The following is a 20,501-nucleotide window of genomic DNA, read 5'->3' on the forward strand; positions in this document are numbered from 1 at the left end:
GATGGGCGACACGTGCGGTGCTTGCCGGGGAAGCTTGTCGTGCACGCGTATTGCCAGGGGGCGTAGGTGTTGTGAACTTCGCGCCTGCCGGGAAAATGTATTGCGCCACCGGCGAAAACTGGGTCGCCAGGAGGTCCGGTTCGACGCGAGGCACGGCTGCTGTGTGCGTCGTTGAATTCTGCACCAACGGATCGACCGAACTTCTCGTGGCGGTCATTGTCGTGACATCGCCAACTCGGGCTGGTTCTGAGTGAATGAATCGCTCCGTCGCACGTCCGCAACGCGACAGAACCGGCCCCCTATCGGGACCGTCAAGTGGGCCGGAGCGTCGCTGCTCCGATTTGATCCTTGACTTATCGAGACCCTAGGGAATGATCTGATTCTGATGTAATCAGGGACTCCTGGCACGCAGCCGGAGATTCTCGACTATCTGCGCACGGGGCAGTGAAATTCGGTGTGCTGCGGCATATTCGCTATGACACGAAGCCAGTTGGGATGACGGTCGCGGGCATTGGCGGCTTAGTACGTCGCAGGGATCGATGACGGTGGATGTGCTCGTCCGGCGCCCTCGTCTCCCTCTTCCATCGACTGGCTCACCGGTCGAATCTCCGCCACCCGCGCCGAAATAGTCGACTACGCCCCCCATCTCACGACCGCAGTACTCGCCAAGCCGTAGGTCCGGACGGCGACGGCGCTGGTTTCCGAGAGACCCTCAGCGAGCCGTTCTGCTCGACGGGCGGTGGAGTGCGCACAGACAGCTCCGCCGACCAGCGTTCTGCTGGTCGGCGGGTTACGGCTGGGTGATGAAGCTCAGCTGGCGGCGGTGTGCGGGATGCGGGTTGCTTCCTCGCGGGGGCTGCCACTGGGAACGTTCTTCTTGAGGCTGGCGGCGTAGACGTCCACGTATTCCTGGCCGCCGAGTTGCATGAGCTCGTACATGACCTCGTCGGTGACGGCGCGCTCGACGAAGCGGTTGCCGCCCATGCCTTCGTAGCGGGAGAAGTCGATGGGGGTGCCGAACTTGACGGTGACCTTGCGGCGACGCCAGCGGAAGGGTCCGGGCGGGCTCACCTGGTCGGTGCCGATGACGGCGACCGGGATGACCGGGACGCCGGTCTCCAGCGCGAGGCGGGCCAGACCGGTCTTGCCCTTGTACAGGCGGCCGTCGGGGGAGCGGGTGCCCTCCGGGTACAGGCCGACGAGGCGACCCTGGTCGAGCAGCTTGCGGGCGGCGTTCAGCGCGTCCTCGGCCGCGTCGGCGCCGGTGCGGTCGATCGGGAACTGTCCGGTGGTGGTGAAGAACCACTTCTGGAAGGCACCCTTGATGCCGGGGGTGTTGAAATACTCGGCCTTGGCCAGATAGTTGATGCGGCGGGGACTCATCAGCGGAGCGAACAGCCAGTCCGCGAAGGAGAGATGGTTACCCGCCATGATCGCCGGTCCGTCCGCCGGAATGTTCTCTACGCCCTCGACCGTCGGCCTGTTGTAGAGATGCATGAACGGCCCCAGCAGCGCGTACTTCAGCAGCCAGTAGAACATGACGTCCTTCCCCCGGACCGGGATAGAGGCGGGCACCTGCGTAGTTGCCGACTTTACCGCTGGTGCCAGATCACATCCAACCGCAGCGGCGAATCTCACCACACTCTGCCATGAGCAGGCGGATGCGCCGTAATCGGTGACCGGCAGCTGATTCCTCGGCGGCCGGATCAGGAGGTCATCGGCGACCGAAGCAAAGTCTTCGACCACCGAATACCACTGCCGCAGGCGATGAAACGTCCACTATCGGAAAGGTCAGTGGCTGCGGGCTACTCGGGAGGACTTGCGTTCGCTTTCGATGAGTGCGGCGCGGGCGAGGTCGGCGGCGCCGATCATGCCCGCGGCTTCGCCGAGTTGGGTGGTGCGGATGCGGGCCAGCGGACGGTGACCCGCGCCGGTAACCGAGCGGGCGTATTCCTCGCGTGCTTCATCCAGGAAGAGCGGCGCGGAGCTGCTGACGCCGCCGGCGATGACGACCAGGTCGGGGTCGAAGATGTCGCTGACGAAGGCCAAGCCGAGCCCGAGCCAGCGGGCGAAATCCGCCATGACGCGGACGGCGAGCGGATCGCCGTCTTGCGCGGCGTTGGCGACGCGGCGGCCGGTGAGCGAGCCGGGGTCACGGAAGACGTCCCTGGCCAGGACCGAGCGGACCGGGTCGGTCGCCAGCATTTCGATCGCCGTGTCGGCGAGTGCCGTTCCGCTGCAATACCTTTCCCAGCAGCCGCGTTTACCGCACGGGCAGGCGCGGCCCTGCGGCACGACCTGCAGGTGCCCGAGTTCCGGTGCGACGCCGTGCGTTCCGCGATACAGCTGACCGTCGATGAGCAGCGCGGCGCCGATGCCGGTGCCGATCGCGACGAGCACCACGTTGTGGCCGCCCGCTGCCGCGCCGAATCGGTATTCGGCCCACATGGCGGCGTTCGCGTCGTGCTCGAGGAGGACGGGAAGCTCGAGGCGTTCGGTGAGTCGCTGCGCGACCGGCGTGTCCTGCCAGGGCAGGTGTGGTGCGAAACGGACGGTGGAGCGGTCACCGTTGATGAACCCGGCGACGGCCAGACCGACCGCGCCGATCGGGTGCCGTTCGCACAGCTCGCGGACGGAGCGGGCGAGCGCGTCCTCGAGCGCCTTGGCGGAGTGCGGGGTCGGCGCTTGGACGGTGTCGAGTACCTCACCGCTGGTGTCGATCACGGAGGCGCGAATGTTGGTGCCGCCGACGTCGATTCCGACGGTCAGCGGTCGCGCACCTGCTATGCGGTGCGTCATGCCTTGATCGTCACGGGAATGCTGACATAGCGGGAGCGGGTGCCCGGCCGCGATGTGTGGTGTCCGGCAGCGGGTTCCGTGCCGGTCGGCGTCGAATCCGCTGGCACGCCATGATTGTGCTGGTGGCGGGTCGGATCGGACTCGGGCATGACCGGCTCGACCGGCACCCCGGCCAACGCCTCACGCAGCACCGTCACGATCGCGGTGCCGTGATCGGCCACGGACTGGAGCACCTCATGGTGTTGCCCGCGCAGCAACGCGGCCGCCGCGCAGACGGGACACCAGTTGCAGCTCGACCACTCCACCTGCCCGTCGGCCGCTTGGCGCAACACCGGTTCCACGCGCTCGAGCACGGATTCGGCGAGCAGCTTCAGCTCTGCGGCGAATTCGGCGAGGCCGTCTATCGGATCGTCTTCTGCGGCAGCGCCTTTCGACCGGCCACCGGGTTTCGACTGCGGCCCGGCATGGGCTGCGTCCTCGGCGCCATGACCTGAATCGCCGGCGGCCCGATCCTCGGCAGCGCTCAGTCCGTCGACGTCCTGATCGGAACCAGAGGCAGTCGAATCACCGCTGACATCCCGGCCTCCGGCGTCGGAACCCCGCGTGCCCTGACTCTCGGCAGACTCACCACTCCCGTCCCGGCCACCCCGCCGGAAGAAGCCACCGCTGCGATCACTCATCGCCGCTACCTTCCGGCCATAAGTCCGGGTCGGGCCGGAATCGCACCACGAGCTGACCACCGTCGAGTTCGGCGCCGTCGACCGTGCACCGCCGCAATACCGGCGCAAGACGAACTCGCCGCCGGACACCGTCCGCTCCCACGATCAAATCGTCCTCCACTCGGCCAAGTCGCAGTGTCGCCGCATCGACAACGGGCAGGGGCATCCGCAGTGTGTATATCGCGTGCAGACCGCTGCCTGATTCCCATCGAACCATCGGTTCGCCGGAACTCGCGTCAACCTCCGTCGGACTGTCGCTCAGCATAAAGGCTGGGTCGCCGGTGTTCCTGTCCGCGTCCACCGCGTACGACAGGGCCGCGAGCGAGGTCAGTCCGATCGGTTCCGGTCCGGTGTGCTGTGCGATCAGGACGGGGATACCCGGCATCGCGCGTTCTAATTCGGCGATCGCGGCCAGCTGTTCGCCGCGCCGGTTCAGATACCAGTGCACCGCGGGGTGCGCGCTGTCGAGCGGGGCGGCGGGATCGAGGGGCGTGGTCGGTGGCAGCACCTTGTTGACCACCACCGCGTCCAGCCGCAACCCGAGCAGCGTTGCGGCGGAGCGGACCCGTTCGGATTCGGCGAGCGTCACCCGCTCGGCGACGGTGATCAGGCGCGCGCCGGTGCGCCGATGGTCGGCGAGCAGATCGCGGACCTCGGTGACCGCCTTGACGATCCGTTCGACGGTCGCGGCCAGCACCGCGCGGCGCAGGTCGGTGCCGACCGTGCTCATCGCCCTGGCGTGCGGCGGCCAGATCCGCTCGAGATAACCGAGCAGGGTGTCCGGCGCGGTGATGATGCGCAGCATGTCGGCCGAGGGCGGGCAGTCGATGACGATCACGTCCCAGTCGTCCTCGTTGGCGAACTGGGTGATCTCGACGAGCATCAGCAGTTCCTGCACGCCGGGCAGGCCGGTCAGTTCGGCCGGGTCCAGTGCGGCGAGGTCGATGCCGTGGTCGTGACCGGTGCCCGGCGACAGCACGCGGACCACGTCACGGAACCGATCCTCCAGCAGCGCAAGGGAATCCACCTCGATCACGTCGAGACCGGGCAGCACGGTGGCGATTCCGGTGACGGTGCCCGGATCGTGCGGGAACCGGAAGCCGAGCGCGTCGCCGAGCGAATGCGCCTGGTCGAGCGAGGCCACCAGCACGCGGCTGCCCGCTCTGGCATAGGACATGGCGGTGGCACACGCCAGCGTCGTCTTGCCTACCCCGCCTTTGCCGATGAACAGTTCGACACGGGTCGTGTGCGTCGTCAGCCTTCGACCCGTTTCTTCAGTTCTTTCAGCGCGGTATCGGTGATCACCTTCTCGGCTTTGCGTTTGAACATGCCGATCATCGGGATGTTCAAGTCGACGGTCAGCGTGTAGACGACCTCGGTGTGACCGTTGGGCTGGTCGATGAGTTCGTAGGTGCCGTTCTGCGCTTTCTGCAGCTCACCGCTGACCAGCGTCCAGCTGACCGCCTTGTTGTCCGGGCGCCAGGTATAGGAGAGGACATAGCTGTCCTTCACCACGCCCGCGTCCAGCACGAAGCGCGCGGTGCGCGCCCGGCCGTCGGGGTCTTTGTCCTGTACTTCTACCGATTTCGCCGCCGCGACCCACTCCGGGTAGGACTCCAGGTCGGCGATGACGGACATCACCTGCTGCGACGGGGCCTCGATGATGATCGACCTCTGGGTCCTGTCGGCCATAGCGGACAGCTGTTCCTTTCGGCGTCGGTCTTGGGGACGGCAGCCGGCGGAGCCGGCGGGGTGAGCGTCAGGAGGCGTGGGCAGGTGCGACACCGGCCGGGCGACCTGCCTCCAGCCGGGCTTTCAGTTCGAACGACATGGCGCGGCCCGCGACCCGGCGCGCGCGGTTGGCGGCGGCCGCGCGGCTGACCGGCAGCGCGGGCTGCGGTTCGGCGTGCAGGAAGTAGTGCACGATGACGCCGTCGAGTGCGGGCTGCAGCCAGACCTCCATGGTGCCGTCCAGCGCGCCGGACACGGTCCAGCGGATTCCCTTGTCGCCGCGGTCTTCCCGGACGACCAAGGTCAGGTCCGGCCACCAGCGGCGCCAATTGTTCTGGGCCGCGAGGATATCGGCGACGGCGGTTCCCGGCGCGGCGACGAACGTCTGGTCGGCGACCTGGATAGTACTCACGACTCCACCTCGCTGGCGCTCGACGCAACCGCGTCCAGCGGCGCTGCGTCCATGCTTCGCTGCCTCACAGCGGTGAGCCTAATGGATGACCTGTCCCGGCGATGCCCTCGCCGGTTCACCGCAGCAGGTGGCGGAGCCGGGCACCGTGGGAATCCCAGCGCCAGTGTTCCTCCACGAAGGCCCGCCCAGCGGCACCCATCCGGGCGGCCGCATCGCGATCGGAGAGTATTTCGACCAGCGCGTCGGTGATCTGCTGTGCGGAGCGGCCGTCGACGACCCGCCCGGTTTCCCCTTCGATGACGGTTTCCGGGGCGCCACCGGAACGGCCCGCGACCACGGGCACGCCGGAGGCAGACGCTTCGAGATAGACGATGCCGAGCCCTTCGACGTCCAAGCCCGCACCACGGGTCCGGCACGGCATGGCGAACACATCGGCCAGCGTGTGGTGGGCGGCCAGCTCACCGGAGGGTACCCGCCCGGTGAAGATGACGTCGTCCTCGACCCCGAGGGCGACGGCGAGTTGGCGCAGCTTCTCCTCGTAAGGTCCGCCGCCGGCGATCACCAGTACGGCACCCGGAACGCGGTTGCGAATCTCGAGCATGGCGACGATCAGCGCGTCCTGGCCTTTGCGGGGGACCAGGCGGGACAGGCACAGGATGGTCGGCCGGTCATCGAGTCCGTAGCGGTCGCGCAGTTCCGCGCGCGCGGCCGGGTCGGGCCGGAACTCGTCGGTGTCCACACCGGGCGGCAGATACTCCAGCGCCGCATTGCGCCCGAACGCCGACGCGAACCGGCCCCGGGTGTACTTGCTGACGTAGGTGACCACGTCGGTGTGCTCACCGATCTGACGCAGCGCCTGCCTGCCGCCGGGCAGCATGGACCAGCCGACCTCGTGGCCGTGCGTGCTGGCCAGGATGCGCTCGGCACCCGCGCGCCGCAGCACCGGCGACATGAGGGCGAGCGGCGCGGCGGCGCCGAACCACACGGTGTCGCACTTCTCGCTGCGCAGCAGGCGCGCGGCGCGGCGCATGACCAGCGGGGTCGGCAGCATCAGCGTGGTGGGATGGCGGACCACCTGGAATTTCTGCTTGGCATCGAACTTCAGATGGCTGTCGCCGCGCCAGCGGGGGGCGTAGACGACGAGATCATCCGGCGGCAGCTGCCCGGCCAAGGCCTGCAGATAGGACTGAATACCACCCGGCCGCGGCGGGAAATCATTGGTCACCAGCAGAGTTCGGGCCATGGTGACAACCTACTGTGTGCGATTTGCCGCGCCGCCGCGGCGTGTTCGTGGCCGCCGGGTGACTCGCGGTGCGGCTCAGATCGTCTGCGCGGACAGCCAATTACGCCAGTCGGCGATGAAGTCGGTGCGGCTGCGGCCGAGCACGGTGTGCAGGATCTGATCTTCGGCGGCCGGGGTCTGGCGGGCGGCGGCGATCCGGCGATAGAGCTCGACCAAGCGGGGTTCGTCGTATGTGTCGGCGATGTAGGCGCAGACGGACCAGGCTTGTTCGTAGATGGCGGCGGCGTCGGGGCCGGTGAAGTCGGCGTCGGCGGGCAGGTCGCCGGGGAGGGCGTGCAGCCGGGCCCGCGCGGTGAGGCTCGGGGCGATGTCGGCGAAGGGGCGGCCCTGGCCGCGGTGGGCGGTGTAGTCGGCGAAACCCTCGAGCATCCACAGGGGTGCGCCGTCGCGGGTGTCGGCGCGGGTGGCGATGTGGGTGAGTTCGTGGCGCAGCAGCGTGCGCAGACCGTCGGGGTCCAGGCGGCGGCCCGCGTCGGGGCTGAACACGATGCGCTGCCCGGTCGGGCGGGTGCCCGGCGCGAAGGGGTCGGCGACGGATGCCGCGGCGACCTCGGTGGACATGGCGGCACCCGCGTGCACCAGGCCGGCGAACTCCGACGGGGAGGAGGCGACGACGACCGTGCTGGCCTGCGCCCAGTCCGTGCCCCACACCTCGGTGACCGCCGTGGTGGCGGCGGCGAGTTCACGCTCCAGGACGTCGATCTCGATGCGCTGTGCGGGATGGCCGACGACCAAGGATTGTTGCCCGTCGCCGGTGATCACCTGGCGGGCGACGATCGGGCCGAACGGTTCGATGCTGCGGCGCACCTCGGCGAGTCGCGGGTCGGTGGCCGGAGCTTGGCCGACCGCGTCGGTCGCCTCTGCCGCATGCGGTTTCGGAAGTGCCGAGTTCGGCAGCATGACCAGAGCGCCACAGAGACCGGTGAGCGTGACCACCATCGCGACGGTGAGGCAGAACTCGAATCGCCGCCGCGCCGACCACCACTCGCGTAGGCGCCGCACCCCACTCATGACTCCACCTCGTGACGTGAGCCCGCAGCCGAGATCACCTCGGCGGGGGAAGGATTGGACAGGTCATGTCCATGCATAGGTGTTCAGTATCGCCGAGCGGAGTTGTACGGCGTGCTGCTCATGGGTGCCACGGCGACCGGGACCCCGAAGGTGGAGGCGTGCAACATGAGTCCGTTGCCCGCGTAAATGCCGACATGGGAGATGTCGGGGTAGAAGAACACGACGTCGCCGGGTTGCAGATCGTCCTTGGCGACGGGCGTGCCGTAGGACGCCTGCGCCGAACTGGTCCGCGGCACGTTCTTGCCGACCTGTTTGAACGCCCACTGCACGAGCCCGGAGCAGTCGAACTGGTTCGGGCCGGTCGCGCCCCAGACGTACGGGTCGCCGATGCGGGTGAGGCCTGCGGCCAGGGCGCTGGTGCCGCTGCCGGGGACCAGACCTTGCAGCAGGGTGTCGCGGTCGAAGCCGGGTGGGAAGGGTGAACCGGCGAGCGCGGACTTGTCCTTGGTGGACAACGAGCCCCATGCCTGCACCACCTGCGCGATGGCGCCGCCGAGGTCGCTGCGTTTGCGTTCCAAGTCGGCGCGCACCGTGTCGGCCTTCTGCGCGGCCGCGTGGGCCTCGTCGGCGGCTCGGCGCGCGACGGTCTCGGCCGCGTCGGCGGCGTCGGTGGCGACCTTGTACTGGTCCAGCTGCGCGGAGGTCTGCGCGGCGAGCACGTCCAGGGTGGACATCTGGTCGAGCAGTTGCTGCGGGGAATCGCTGACCAGCACGGCGAACAGCCGGTTGGTGCGCGCGCCCTGGTAGGCGGCGATCGCGGTCCGGTCGATGATCGGCTGGTACTTGCGCACCTCGTCGCGGGCCCGGTTCACCAGCTCGGTGCTGGCGGCCAGCTTGGTGTCGGCGTCCTGCTGGATCGCGAGCTTGGCGTCGAGGTCGGTCTGCGCGACGAGGGCCTGCTCGTTGAGCTGCTCGGACTGGCGCGAGAGGTCGATCATCCGCTGCACGGCCTCGCTGGCTGTGTTCGGCAGCGCGACCGGATCGGCGCCGGCCGGACCGCCACCGTAGAGGGCGGTGGTGGCCAGCACTCCGGCCGCCAGGACGCCGCCCATGAGACGTCGTGTGCCATGTCTCCGGTGTGCTGCCACAGCCTGCTGTGCCCCGCTCTCTGGTGAAACGATCTCTCTGGAACCGACGATCTGACCGACGAGCGCCTTCCTCGCGAAACGAGGTTTGCGAACTGCGTGCCTCGGGTAATTCGAGAAGGTCTCGATTAGGTTACGGAACGGTCTGGGTCTGTGTCCAGTAGAGAACGAAATGGTCACAGCGGCCGTCCGGTGGTCGGGCCGCAACGTACGGCCCGACCAGCGGTTCGTCAGAAGCGACGGGCTCCGGTGACCGGCATCGAGGAGATGGGTGCCACCTGCACCGGCGTGCCGGAGGTGGCCGCGTGCACCACGTTGCCGTCGCCGGCGTACAGGCCGGAGTGGCCGCCGCCGTAGAACGACACCAGGTCGCCCGGCTGCAGGTCGTCGATCGACACGGGGCTACCCGCGGACAGCTGGGCGCCGCTGGTGCGCGGCAGCTCCAGGCCGGCCTGCTCGTAGGACCACTTCACCAGGCCGGAGCAGTCGAAGGCGTTCGGGCCCGCGGCGCCGTACACGTACGGTGCGCCGAGCTTGCTCATGGCGGCGTCGAGGGCTTCCTCGCCGACCGTGCGCTTCGGGGCGACGAACGGCAGCGGCGCCTGGCCGGGCAGCTCGACACCGGGGATGCCCTGCGGGATCTGGATCTCGTTCGGCACCTCGAAGGTGCCGATACCGGGGATGGTCACCGGCTGCGCCGATGCGGGGGCGGCCGGAAGCAGGAACGCGCCGATGGTGGCAGCGCCGACGGCCCCGGCGGCGACGGCACGCTGCGCCGAACGCTTGACGGATTTGGTCGTCATGATGCGGTACTCCCAATCTGCCCCACGACGCCGCACCCTGACTGGTGCCGCGGACTTCGTGTCGTTCGCACCGAGTTGGTGCGTCGGACTCCGTGAGGTCTCGAAAAGGTTACGAACACATCACGGGGGTTTGTAAAGCCCGGCTCCGGCGAAATGCGTGGGCGCCCGTGAATTCATGCTTAATCAGTGTGAGATATGTCCCAGCAATCACGAAAAGATAACGAAGCGCTTTTATGGACGAGCGTCCCGGTCGCTATCTCGGTCAGCGATGCCATGGCTGATCGGTGGTCCGATGGGAACCGATTGGACATTTACCCAGGTCGCCGCGTTCATCTCCGCGACATGTGCGGGTCGGGGACCGGCCGGTCGGCCAACCCGCTGTGATCGGTCGCAGCGAGCGGGAAGCGGCCCGTCCGGACTGCTCGACACGCCCGAGCGATTGATACGGTTTATGCGACGATGTGAGCTACGTCACTTTTCGGCGTTCTAGATCATTTCGTGGGTACCTCGACGTAAATACGCACGGTGTAATTCGGACATTTGCTGAGGTTTTCGTGTATGCCGAAGCCTGTCCGCGCGAGCCCCATCCTTGTCGGACCCTCCGCCTACGCTCCAGCCCGTGTCCGACCCCGCGCCACGCAAAGCCGCCGCTCAGCAGTTGGTCTTCGACGACCTCGACACGCCGCTGTTCGACACCACCTTCGTCGTCGTCGACCTGGAGACCACGGGGACCAGTCCGGGCGCCGACGCGATCACCGAGATCGGCGCGGTCAAGGTGCGCGGCGGCGAGGTGCTCGGCGAGTTCGCCACCCTGGTCAACCCCGGACGGGCGGTGCCGCCGGCGATCGTGCAGGTCACCGGGATCACGACTGCCATGGTGTACGCGGCACCCACCATCGCGTCGGTGCTGCCCGGTTTCCTCGAATTCGCCTCCGGTGCGGTGCTCGTCGCGCACAACGCGCGGTTCGACATGGCGTTCCTGCGCGCCGCCGCGGCCGCCTGCGACACCGCGTGGCCCACCGCGACGGTGTTGTGCACCGTGAAGCTGGCCCGGCGGGTGCTCGGCCGGGACGAGGCGCCGTCGGTCCGGTTGAGTGCGCTGGCCCGGCTGCTCGGCGCGAGCACCCAGCCGACGCACCGGGCGCTGGACGACGCGCGGGCGACCGTCGATGTGTTGCACGCGTTGATCGCCCGGGTCGGCAATCAGGGCGTGCACAGTCTCACCGAGTTGGTCGACTACCTGCCCGATGTCACCCCGCGCCAGCGCGCGAAACGGTTCCTCGCCGCCGACCTGCCCGCGAGCCCCGGCGTGTACCTGTTCCGCGGACCGACCGACGAAGTCCTCTATATAGGTACCGCGGTGAATCTGCGGCGCCGCGTGCGCAACTACTTCACCGGTTCGGAGACGCGCGGCCGGATGAAAGAGATGGTCGCCCTGGCCACCCGGGTCGACCATGTGGTCTGCGCGCACGCGCTGGAAGCCGGTGTGCGCGAGCTGCGACTGCTCGTCGCGCACACACCGCCCTACAACCGCCGCTCCAAGTTTCCCAAGCGAGCCTGGTGGATCACGCTCACCGACGAGCCCTTCCCGCGATTCTCGGTCGTCCGCACGCCGAACCGGGATGCGCTGGGGCCGTTCAACTCTCGCGCCGACGCGGCCGAGCTGGCGCTGATCATCGCCGAGTACACCGGCTTGCGCACCTGCGCCATGCGGCTGCCCCGAAGTGGCGTGCACGCCTGCCCGCCGGCGGTCGTCGGTGGCTGCCCGGCTGCCGTCGCCGGAACTCCTATTAATACAGAGGAATACGCACCCATCCCGGCCCGCGTCCGCGCGCTGTTCGCGGGTTACTCCGACGCCCCCATTCGCTCGATGCTCGACCGCATCGAAAGCTACTCCCGCGCCGAGCATTTCGAGGCCGCCGCCCGTCTGCGCGATCGCGTCGTTGCCGTCATCCGCGCCCTGCACCGCACCCAGCGCCTCGCCGCCGTCGCCCGCATCGCGGAGCTGATCGCCGCCCACCCGGACGGCGCGGGCGGATGGGAGTTCGCGGTCATCCGCTACGGCCGCCTCGCGGGCGCGGGGACCGCACCCCGCGGAGTGCCGCCGATGGTCGTCGTGGAACAGATCGTCGCCTCCGCCGAAACCGTCATCCCAGAAGGCGGCGTGGGGGTCGGCATTCAGGAGCGGATCGCCGATCTCCCGACGGAGGTGAGCTCCGCCGCCAGCGTCGGAGCGTCCGCACCCCACACCGCCACATCGTCGCCTGTCGAATCGGAGCCTGCCGTCCCGCCGTCCGCCGCGTTGGAGCGTGCGGTCGTGCCGCGTGCCGAATCGGAGCGTGCCGCCCTGCCGCTTGCCGAATCGGAGCGTGCGGTCGTGCCGCGTGCCGAATCGGAGCGTGTCGCAATGCCGCCTGCCGAATCGGAGCGTGTCGCAATGCCGCCCGACGAGCCGGAGCGTGCCGTCCTGCCGCCTGCCGAATCGGAGCGTGTCGCAATGCCGCCTGCCGAGCCGGGGCTCGACGCCTCGCCGCCCATCGTGCCAGGGGATTGGGTGCCGGTGAATGTGCCGCCGTTGCGGGGGGCCTCGCCGGAGGAGGCGGCGCTGGTGGCGCGGTGGCTCGCGCGGGCGGGCGTGCGGATCGTGCGGACGAGTGAGGGGTATCGGGAGCCGAGATTCGGGGCGGGGCGGTGGTTGGGGTGGGCGGAGGTGGCGGATGCGGCGGCGCGGACCCAACCCGCTGAGGAGGAGTACGTGGACCGCTTAGGCTGAGCGCATGATTACCGCGATCGTGCTCATTGACGCCGACAACGGCCGCATTCCCGAGACCGCGCAGGCCGTGGCGGACACCGAAGGTGTCGCCGAGGTGTATTCCTGCGCAGGCGATGTGGATCTGATCGCGATCGTGCGGGTGCGCGACCACGAACAGATCGCCGACGTGGTGACGGGCCGGATCGACAAGGTCGACGGTGTCGCCAGGACCATCACCCACATCGCGTTCAAGTCCTACTCCAGCGCCGACGTGGAAGCCGGGTTCTCGCTGGGGGAGTGAACCGACGACGTCGCCGGGATCAGCGGATCATCGACTTGCCGGTGAAGGTGCCGGTCGATCGGCCCGCGAGGATCCCGGAGGCGGCGCCCATGCACTGGGCGTTCATATAAATGGTGACCACACGGTCGCTGTTGTTCGTGAATTTGCGTGGGGCATTGGGGCCGAGGTCGATGCAGCCGGACTGCCCGCCGTAGTCGGTGCCGTCGACGAGCAACTCACCCTCCGCCGCACCTGCGGTAGGGGCGGCAACGCACACCGCCACCACCGAAAGCACCCCGAGTGCGACACGCACTCTGTGTTTCATGCTGCGCTCCTCGTCGGTCGAAGCCGGTCGACGCGGGGCTCGCGCCGAGTCGGCCGTGGGAATGCCGCTTCAGTTAACGCTTCACCCTCATCTTATGCCCTCTGGCTATCGCTGAGCTCCGAGCATTTGCGTCCCGATCCGATCGGCTGTGAAACGTGAACGCAGCCGACGTGCGGTCAGCGATTGCCGAGCGTGACGGTCAACTTCGCCCAATTGTCGAGCAGTGCAGCCGCCTTACCCGAGTCGATGGCCTCGGCGGCCCGCTCGATGCCCCCGGCCAGCGCGTCGTGCACGTCGGCCGTGTAGTCGACGGTCCCTTGGGACAGGTCGTAGGCCACGATGGCCGCCGCCGAGTTCACCAGGACCGCGTCCCGCACCGCACCGGCGGTTCCGGCGAACACGCTGCGCGCCACCCCGGCGTTGACCGCGGAGTCACCGCCGCGCAGCGCCTCCAGCCCGACGCGGGCGATGCCGAGGCGCGTCGGATCGATGGTGGCTTCTCGCATCTGCCCGCCGGACACCACCCACACCGCGGTGGTGTCGGAGGTGGTGATCTCATCGAGCCCGTCGTTGCCCCGCACCACCAGCGCACTCGCGCCGCGTCCAGCGAACACACCCGCGATCACCGGAAGCAGATCTGCGAATGCGCACCCGACCAGCCCGGCGCGCGGCTGCGCCGGATTCGTCAGCGGCCCGAGCACATTGAAGACGGTGGGAATGCCGATCTCCTTGCGCGCCGCACCCGCGAACCGCAGCGCGGGATGGAACACCGGTGCGAAACAGAAGCCGATGCCGACCTCGCGCACACAGCGCGCCACCGCCTCCGGTCCAAGCGCCAATCGCACCCCGAGCGCCTCCAGCACGTCGGCGCCGCCGCTCTTGGACGAGGCGGCCCGGTTGCCGTGCTTGACCACCGGCACCCCGGCCGCGGCCACCACGATCGAGGACATGGTGGAGATGTTCACCGAACCGGATCGGTCACCGCCGGTGCCGACGATGTCCACCGCGTCGCCGTCGATCCGCACCAGCCTGGCGTGGTCGAGCATGCCGGTGGCGAGGCCGGTCAGTTCGGCCGGTGTCGGGCCCTTGATCTTCATGGCGACCCCGAACGCCGCGATCTGAGCGGAGGTGGCGTTGTCCGACATGATCTCGTCCATCGCCCAAGCCGTGTCGTCCGCGGCCAGGTCGCCACCGTCGGCGAGGGTTCCGAGCACCTGGGCCCAGCTGCGCACGTTCATGTCTTGCTTCTCCCGTCACACTGGTTTCACACCAGTTTGTCGCGAAGCAGCTTACTGCGCGCCGTCGGGGCGGAGCCCGTCCTTAAAGTTGTTCGCTCGTCGCCCGCGGTTGCAGCGCGTCCCACCCGTCGGCCGTCCCGTCGTGCCGTTGCGCCAACCCCGCCATTCGTGACCGCTCCTGCGAACAGTGCAACGCGTCGAGCACCTGCACCCGCTGCAGAATCACCGTCTCCAGCGCATCGGTCCCCGGCCCGCCGACCCGCGGCGCCGGCGCGTACCCGTCCTGCGCCGCGATCGCGCACACCGCCTCGACCTGCGCGGGCGGTATCCGCAGATGATGGCGCAGCACCGCCTCCGCATCCGGCGTCAGCTCGCTCGCCCGCGCCAGGGCCGCCGAACAAGCCTCGGCGTCATCGAAACTCGCCGCGACCACCACCAGATCCGCCCGGCTCGGATCCAGCGGCGCCGCACCGCCGCGCCCGAACCATCGACGCCATCCACGCGCTGCCACATCGCCTCCATCTCAGCTTTTACTTACGCACACCTGTCATGCTGTGCTCCGGCTACCTGTCGGCACGCGGACCCCGACCGGTAAACACGTCCCGACCGACGCCGCCACACCACGAGCGGGCCCGCTTCAACACGCCGAGCCCTGGTCGAGAGGCTGTCTGTCCGTGGGTTTTCCGACACGGAGGCACAAGTTTCGCACCCGGGTACTTGTGTCGTACTACGACGAGTCATACTTACCCCCGTGACGACCGCAGTAGGGACCCCCGGATCGGCCATTACCCAGCGTGTGCACTCGCTGAATCGGCCCAACATGGTCAGCGTCGGTACCATCATCTGGCTGTCCAGCGAGTTGATGTTCTTCGCCGGCCTCTTCGCGATGTATTTCGTCGCGCGCGCCCAGGCGCATGGTGTCTGGCCGCCGGAACCGACCGAGTTGAATCTCAAGCTCGCCGTGCCGGTCACTACCGTGCTGGTCGCGTCGTCGTTCACCTGCCAGATGGGCGTGTTCGCCGCGGAGCGGGGCGACGTGTTCGGCCTGCGCCGCTGGTACGTGGTCACCCTGATCATGGGCGCGATCTTCGTGCTCGGTCAGGGCTACGAGTACATGAACCTGGTTCACGAGGGCACCTCGGTCTCGAGCAGCGCCTACGGCTCGGTGTTCTACATCACCACCGGTTTCCACGGTTTGCACGTCATCGGCGGTCTGATCGCGTTCGTGTTCCTGCTGATCCGCACCAAGGTCAGTAAGTTCACCCCCGCGCAGGCGACCGCCGCGATCGTCGTCTCGTACTACTGGCACTTCGTCGACATCGTGTGGATCGGGTTGTTCGCCACGATCTACTTCGTCCGCTGAGTCGGGCATACCTCAGTCTTTTGCACACGTCGGTTCCGTCTACTCCAAAGGGACACAGATGAGTTCATCTCCCCCGTCAGCGCCAGAGCCCGCAAGCAACGGGAACGGCGAGGCCAGCAAGACACGCAGGCAGCGCCGCGTTCGCCGTCGCATCGCGGGCGGGCTCGCGCTGTTGGTGGGCCTCGTCGGAGCAGGCTTCCTGGCAGCGGCTCTGACGCCGGACCCGCAGGTCGCGACCGCGAACCAGGATTCCTCGGCGCTGATCCGCGAGGGCCAGCAGCTCTACGACACCTCCTGCATCACCTGCCACGGCGCGAACCTGCAGGGTGTCCAGGACCGCGGCCCCAGCCTCATCGGTGTCGGTGAGGCCGCCGTCTACTTCCAGGTGTCCTCCGGCCGCATGCCGATGGCCCGCAACGAGGCCCAGGCGATGCGCAAGCCGCCGAAGTTCGACGAGCACCAGACCGACGCGCTGATGGCGTACGTGGCGGCCAACGGTGGCGGCCCGAGCGTGGTGCGCGACGCGAACGGCGAGATCGCCCAGGAGTCGCTGCGCGGACCGGACATCGCCCGCGGTTCGGAGCTGTTCCGGATGAACTGCGCCTCCTGCCACAACTTCACCGGTCGCGGCGGCGCGCTGTCCTCCGGTAAGTTCGCGCCTCCGCTGGAGCCCGCGAACGAGCAGCAGGTCTACGACGCGATGCTCACCGGCCCGCAGAACATGCCGAAGTTCTCCGACCGGCAGCTGTCGCCGGAAGAGAAGCGCGACATCATCGCCTACGTCATGAACGCCAAAGAGGAGAACGCCCCCGGCGGCTGGGACCTCGGCGGCTTCGGACCCGCGACCGAAGGTCTGGTCATGTGGGTGATCGGTATCACGACGGTCGTCGGTGCCGCGATTTGGATCGGTTCGCGGTCGTGAGCACGTCAAGCCCGGAGGCGGCAGCGCAGCGTAACCACGCAGGGCTCGGGCTCATGACCCAAAGGACGCAGTCATGACGGATAAGAAGGAGCCAAACGACATGGGTCGGCCGGATGAGGGCCACGACGGCGGCGAGCCGTCGAACGTATCCACGGGCCACGGTTCCCACGAGGTGGTCGCCGGCTCCGACGGCCACGCCGTGGCGGAGTCCGACAGCCACGCGCTGAAGAAGGACTACACCGAGGCCGAGCTCGACGCGATGTCGCGCGACGAGCTGGTCAAGCTCGGCACCGAGCGCGACGGCGTCGACGTCGCCTACCGGCGCGAGCGGTTCCCCGTTCCGGGCACCCGCGCCGAGAAGCGTGCCGAGCGCGCGGTCGCGTTCTGGTTCGCCGTCTCCGGCATCGCCGCGGCGGCGCTGGTCGGGGTGTACCTGTTCTGGCCATGGCAGTTCAAGCCGTCCGACGACGAGGGGCACACCGCCTACTCGCTGTTCACCCCGCTGGTCGGTGTCACCTTCGGCGTCTCGGTGCTGGTCATCGGTGTCGCGGTGGTGCTGATCCGCAAACTGTTCATCCCCGCCGAGCTGTCCATCCAGGACCGCCACGACGGCCCGTCGCCCGAGGTCGAGCGCCGCACGCTGGTCGCCGAGCTGCAGGACGCGCTGGAAACCTCCACGCTGGCCCGCCGCAAGATGATCACCCGCACCGCGGGCGCAGGCGTCGGCGTGCTCGGTATCGGCGCGCTGCTGGTGTTCGTCGGCGGCATGGTGAAGAACCCGTGGGCCAAGGGCGACAAGTCGCCGCTGTGGGTCTCGGGCTGGACCCCGGACTTCCCGGGCGAGACCATCTACATCCGCCGCGACACCGGTCGCCCGGAGGACATCGTGCTGGTCCGCCCCGAGGACATGGACGCGGGCGGCATGGAGACGGTGTTCCCGTGGAAGGAGAAGTGGCGCGGCGACGAGCACGCCACCTTGCAGTCCCTGCGCGGTATCCGCAACTCGGTCATGCTGATCCGCCTGCGCACCGAAGACGCGCAGAAGGCGATCAAGCGTAAGGGCCAGGAGAGCTTCAACTACGGCGACTACTTCGCCTACTCGAAGATCTGCACCCACCTCGGTTGCCCGACGTCGCTGTTCGAGTCGCAGACCAACAAGATCCTCTGCCCCTGCCATCAGTCGCAGTTCCTGGCGACCGAATGGGGTAAGCCGGTCTTCGGTCCCGCCGCTCGCGCACTGCCGCAGCTGCCGATCACCGTCAACTCCGAGGGCTACCTGGTCGCCAACGGCGACTTCATCGAGCCGCTCGGCCCGGCCTACTGGGAGCGTCGTTCATGAGTATCGCAACCCAAGCCAACGAGATGGACGAGCGGTATCAAGCCGCCGCGTTCATGAAGCGGTCGATCAACAAGGTCTTCCCGACCCACTGGTCGTTCCTGCTCGGTGAGATCGCGCTGTACGCGTTCATCATCCTGCTGCTGTCGGGTGTCTACCTGACGCTGTTCTTCGATCCGTCGATGACCGAGGTCGTCTACAACGGCTCCTACCAGCCGTTGCGCGGCGTCACCATGTCGCGGGCCTACGAGACCTCGCTCGACATCACCTTCGAGGTGCGTGGCGGTCTGTTCGTCCGCCAGGTGCACCACTGGGCCGCGCTGCTGTTCGCGGCGTCGATCATCGTGCACCTGTTCCGCATCTTCTTCACCGGCGCGTTCCGCAAGCCGCGTGAGGCGAACTGGGTGATCGGCTCGCTGCTGCTGATCCTGGCCATGTTCGAGGGCTTCTTCGGTTACTCGCTGCCCGACGACCTGCTGTCCGGCACCGGCCTGCGGGCCGCGTTCGGCGGTATCACGATGAGTATCCCGATCGCGGGCACCTGGATGCACTGGCTGATCTTCGGCGGGGACTTCCCCGGCACGATCATCATCCCGCGCCTCTACATCGCGCACGTGCTGCTGCTGCCCGGCATCATCCTCGCGTTGATCGCCGCGCACGTGGCGCTGGTCTGGTACCAGAAGCACACCCAGTTCCCCGGACCCGGCCGCACCGAGAACAACGTGGTCGGCGCCCGCATCATCCCGGTGTTCGCCGCCGACCAGGGCGCGTTCTTCGCCTTCACCCTCGGTATCGTCGGCATCATGGGCGGTCTGTTCCAGATCAACCCGATCTGGAACCTCGGCCCGTACAACCCATCTCAGGTCTCGGCGGGTTCGCAGCCCGACTTCTACATGATGTGGACCGACGGCCTGGCCCGGCTCATGCCGCCGTGGGAGCTGTACCTGGGTCGCTACACGGTGCCCGCGGTGTTCTGGGTGGCGTTGATCATGGGCCTGGTGTTCACGGTGCTGATCATGTACCCGTGGATCGAGAAGCGGCTGACCGGCGACACCGCCGGGCACAACCTGCTGCAGCGTCCGCGCGACGTGCCGGTCCGTACCGCGATCGGCGCCATGTCGATCGGCTTCTACGTGGTGCTGACCCTGTCGTGTGTCAACGACATCGTGGCGCTGAAGTTCGACATCTCGCTGAACGCGACCACCTGGATGGGCCGCATCGGCATCCTGGTCGTGCCGCCGCTCGCGTACTTCGTGGCGTACCGGTTCTGCATCGGCCTGCAGCGCGCCGACCGTCAGGTGCTCGAGCACGGCATCGAGACCGGTGTGGTCAAGCGACTGCCGCACGGTGAGTACATCGAGGTGCACCAGCCGCTCGGCCCGGTCGACGACCACGGCCACCCGATCCCGCTGGAGTACCAGGGCGCGACCGTCCCGAAGAAGATGAACAAGCTCGGTTCCGCGGGCAAGCCCGGCACCGGCAGCTTCCTGCGCCCCGACCCGTGGCAGGAAAGCGAGCAGCACTTCGAGACCGAGCACGCCGAAGAGCACAAGCAGCTCAAGGTGCTGCAGGCGCGTCAGGAGAAGGAACTCGGTGGCAAGCACAGCCACTGACAGCTGAACAACGAAGGCCCCGAGTCGGTTACGGCTCGGGGTCTTTGCTTTGGCTCTACAACCGGGGTGTGCTGCGGCGGGACGCTTCGATGGCCTCGAACTTGGCCAGGTTGTGGCGGGCGTCGGCCAGGGCGTCGTGTGCGTCCGGGGGGACGGGAGGAAGTTCGGGGCGGCCGTGTGCCTCCCAGTGCTGGCGCAGTTCGTTGGTGTAGCGGGGGAAGGCAGTGGGGAGGTCGACCATGGAGCCCCAGAGTTGGCACAGCGCCACGTGGTCGTATGCGCCGACCCAGGCCCACAGCTCGGGCACCACGGAGGACCGTGGCACCAGGAACTTGTACAGGTCGTCGCGGATCTGCTTCCTGCTGCGCCACAGCGGAGAGGACGGTGAAGGCAGCTGCGGCAGCACATGCCTGCGCACCCACGGGCCGGCCCGCTCGGGGTCGAATTCGGTGGACACCGCGTAGTATTCGCGCCCGTCCTCGCACACCACACCGATGGAGACCAGGTCGATGACGACCCCGTCCTCGATGAATTCGCAGTCGTAAAAATATCGAAGCGAGATCGGTCTACTCCTCAGCAATTCGGTATGGCGCCGGATCTGTCGGGCGTACTTCCGAACAATCACCCTATGTGGAATAGGGGCCGGATCGGCAGCCGGGCTCGGATCCGCGGATCGATCACCGGGGGTGGTGGTCAGTACCACCCCTATGGTGGGTACCGGCGGCGTCCGAGTGGTCCGTATTCTGAAC

At 68.0% G+C, this 20,501-nt stretch carries 20 protein-coding genes; 6 read left to right on the forward strand and 14 right to left on the reverse strand.

What is annotated here, in order from left to right:
- Nucleotides 1–810: 810 nt before the first annotated feature.
- The 10 genes from DMB37_RS31865 to DMB37_RS31910 all read right to left on the reverse strand — a co-directional run bounded on the left by DMB37_RS31865 (nucleotide 811) and on the right by DMB37_RS31910 (nucleotide 9,923).
- Nucleotides 811–1,539, reverse strand: coding sequence for a 1-acyl-sn-glycerol-3-phosphate acyltransferase (locus tag DMB37_RS31865; RefSeq protein WP_135237938.1), 729 nt, complete (start codon nucleotides 1,537–1,539; stop codon nucleotides 811–813).
- A 252-nt stretch (nucleotides 1,540–1,791) separates the two neighbouring features.
- Nucleotides 1,792–2,799 carry an ROK family glucokinase gene (locus DMB37_RS31870; protein ID WP_135235836.1) on the reverse strand — a complete coding sequence of 336 codons (1,008 nt, stop codon included), beginning with the start codon at nucleotides 2,797–2,799 and terminating at the stop codon, nucleotides 1,792–1,794.
- Nucleotides 2,796–3,479 carry a hypothetical protein gene (locus DMB37_RS41510; protein ID WP_240771746.1) on the reverse strand — a complete coding sequence of 228 codons (684 nt, stop codon included), beginning with the start codon at nucleotides 3,477–3,479 and terminating at the stop codon, nucleotides 2,796–2,798. Before DMB37_RS41510 ends, DMB37_RS31870 begins: the two co-directional genes overlap by 4 nt.
- Nucleotides 3,472–4,776, reverse strand: a complete 1,305-nt coding sequence (locus DMB37_RS31880; RefSeq protein ID WP_240772599.1) for an ArsA family ATPase — start codon at nucleotides 4,774–4,776, stop codon at nucleotides 3,472–3,474. The genes DMB37_RS41510 and DMB37_RS31880 overlap by 8 nt, the downstream gene beginning before the upstream one ends.
- Nucleotides 4,773–5,210: an SRPBCC family protein gene (locus DMB37_RS31885; RefSeq protein WP_107655116.1), complete on the reverse strand. Its 438-nt coding sequence runs from the start codon at nucleotides 5,208–5,210 to the stop codon at nucleotides 4,773–4,775. Before DMB37_RS31885 ends, DMB37_RS31880 begins: the two co-directional genes overlap by 4 nt.
- A gap of 67 nt (nucleotides 5,211–5,277) precedes the next feature.
- Nucleotides 5,278–5,661 carry a polyketide cyclase / dehydrase and lipid transport gene (locus tag DMB37_RS31890; RefSeq protein WP_135235838.1) on the reverse strand — a complete coding sequence of 128 codons (384 nt, stop codon included), beginning with the start codon at nucleotides 5,659–5,661 and terminating at the stop codon, nucleotides 5,278–5,280.
- A 115-nt stretch (nucleotides 5,662–5,776) separates the two neighbouring features.
- The gene (locus DMB37_RS31895; RefSeq protein ID WP_135235839.1) at nucleotides 5,777–6,904 is read right to left on the reverse strand and encodes a glycosyltransferase family 4 protein; all 1,128 of its coding nucleotides are present in this window, start codon (nucleotides 6,902–6,904) and stop codon (nucleotides 5,777–5,779) included.
- A gap of 75 nt (nucleotides 6,905–6,979) precedes the next feature.
- Nucleotides 6,980–7,975: a hypothetical protein gene (locus DMB37_RS31900; RefSeq protein ID WP_135235840.1), complete on the reverse strand. Its 996-nt coding sequence runs from the start codon at nucleotides 7,973–7,975 to the stop codon at nucleotides 6,980–6,982.
- An 83-nt stretch (nucleotides 7,976–8,058) separates the two neighbouring features.
- Nucleotides 8,059–9,087 (reverse strand): NlpC/P60 family protein, encoded by a 1,029-nt coding sequence (locus DMB37_RS31905; RefSeq protein ID WP_135235841.1) that lies wholly within the window; start codon nucleotides 9,085–9,087, stop codon nucleotides 8,059–8,061.
- Nucleotides 9,088–9,350: 263 nt separating this feature from the next.
- Nucleotides 9,351–9,923, reverse strand: coding sequence for a C40 family peptidase (locus DMB37_RS31910; protein WP_135235842.1), 573 nt, complete (start codon nucleotides 9,921–9,923; stop codon nucleotides 9,351–9,353).
- Nucleotides 9,924–10,542: 619 nt separating this feature from the next.
- Here DMB37_RS31910 and DMB37_RS31915 point away from each other — a divergent pair.
- Nucleotides 10,543–12,696: a DEDD exonuclease domain-containing protein gene (locus tag DMB37_RS31915; protein WP_135235843.1), complete on the forward strand. Its 2,154-nt coding sequence runs from the start codon at nucleotides 10,543–10,545 to the stop codon at nucleotides 12,694–12,696.
- Nucleotides 12,697–12,700: 4 nt separating this feature from the next.
- A complete protein-coding gene (locus tag DMB37_RS31920) occupies nucleotides 12,701–12,976 on the forward strand; it encodes an Lrp/AsnC family transcriptional regulator (protein WP_107655123.1) in 276 nt (91 codons plus the stop codon).
- A 19-nt stretch (nucleotides 12,977–12,995) separates the two neighbouring features.
- Here DMB37_RS31920 and DMB37_RS31925 read toward each other — a convergent pair whose 3' ends face one another.
- From DMB37_RS31925 to DMB37_RS31935, 3 genes are all read right to left on the reverse strand, one after another.
- Nucleotides 12,996–13,280 carry a hypothetical protein gene (locus tag DMB37_RS31925; RefSeq protein WP_135235844.1) on the reverse strand — a complete coding sequence of 95 codons (285 nt, stop codon included), beginning with the start codon at nucleotides 13,278–13,280 and terminating at the stop codon, nucleotides 12,996–12,998.
- A gap of 176 nt (nucleotides 13,281–13,456) precedes the next feature.
- Nucleotides 13,457–14,518 carry an anthranilate phosphoribosyltransferase gene (trpD, locus tag DMB37_RS31930; RefSeq protein WP_135235845.1) on the reverse strand — a complete coding sequence of 354 codons (1,062 nt, stop codon included), beginning with the start codon at nucleotides 14,516–14,518 and terminating at the stop codon, nucleotides 13,457–13,459.
- A gap of 82 nt (nucleotides 14,519–14,600) precedes the next feature.
- Nucleotides 14,601–15,029 carry a hypothetical protein gene (locus DMB37_RS31935; RefSeq protein WP_135235846.1) on the reverse strand — a complete coding sequence of 143 codons (429 nt, stop codon included), beginning with the start codon at nucleotides 15,027–15,029 and terminating at the stop codon, nucleotides 14,601–14,603.
- 240 nt (nucleotides 15,030–15,269) lie between these two features.
- Here DMB37_RS31935 and DMB37_RS31940 point away from each other — a divergent pair, with 240 nt between their 5' ends.
- The 4 genes from DMB37_RS31940 to DMB37_RS31955 all read left to right on the forward strand — a co-directional run bounded on the left by DMB37_RS31940 (nucleotide 15,270) and on the right by DMB37_RS31955 (nucleotide 19,752).
- Nucleotides 15,270–15,881: a heme-copper oxidase subunit III gene (locus DMB37_RS31940; RefSeq protein WP_135235847.1), complete on the forward strand. Its 612-nt coding sequence runs from the start codon at nucleotides 15,270–15,272 to the stop codon at nucleotides 15,879–15,881.
- Between the two features lie 58 nt (nucleotides 15,882–15,939).
- Nucleotides 15,940–16,803, forward strand: a complete 864-nt coding sequence (locus DMB37_RS31945; protein ID WP_167769004.1) for a c-type cytochrome — start codon at nucleotides 15,940–15,942, stop codon at nucleotides 16,801–16,803.
- 100 nt (nucleotides 16,804–16,903) lie between these two features.
- Complete coding sequence (locus tag DMB37_RS31950; protein WP_370465431.1) at nucleotides 16,904–18,142, forward strand: ubiquinol-cytochrome c reductase iron-sulfur subunit; 1,239 nt, start codon at nucleotides 16,904–16,906, stop codon at nucleotides 18,140–18,142.
- Nucleotides 18,139–19,752: a ubiquinol-cytochrome c reductase cytochrome b subunit gene (locus DMB37_RS31955; RefSeq protein ID WP_135235848.1), complete on the forward strand. Its 1,614-nt coding sequence runs from the start codon at nucleotides 18,139–18,141 to the stop codon at nucleotides 19,750–19,752. Before DMB37_RS31950 ends, DMB37_RS31955 begins: the two co-directional genes overlap by 4 nt.
- A 55-nt stretch (nucleotides 19,753–19,807) precedes the next feature.
- On the opposite strand, the gene DMB37_RS31960 is transcribed toward DMB37_RS31955, so the two are convergent.
- Nucleotides 19,808–20,329: a polyadenylate-specific 3'-exoribonuclease AS gene (locus DMB37_RS31960; protein WP_228541518.1), complete on the reverse strand. Its 522-nt coding sequence runs from the start codon at nucleotides 20,327–20,329 to the stop codon at nucleotides 19,808–19,810.
- Between the last annotated feature and the right edge of the window lie 172 nt (nucleotides 20,330–20,501).

This window comes from Nocardia sp. CS682 (assembly GCF_004634405.1).
GTDB classification, from domain to species: domain Bacteria; phylum Actinomycetota; class Actinomycetes; order Mycobacteriales; family Mycobacteriaceae; genus Nocardia; species Nocardia ninae.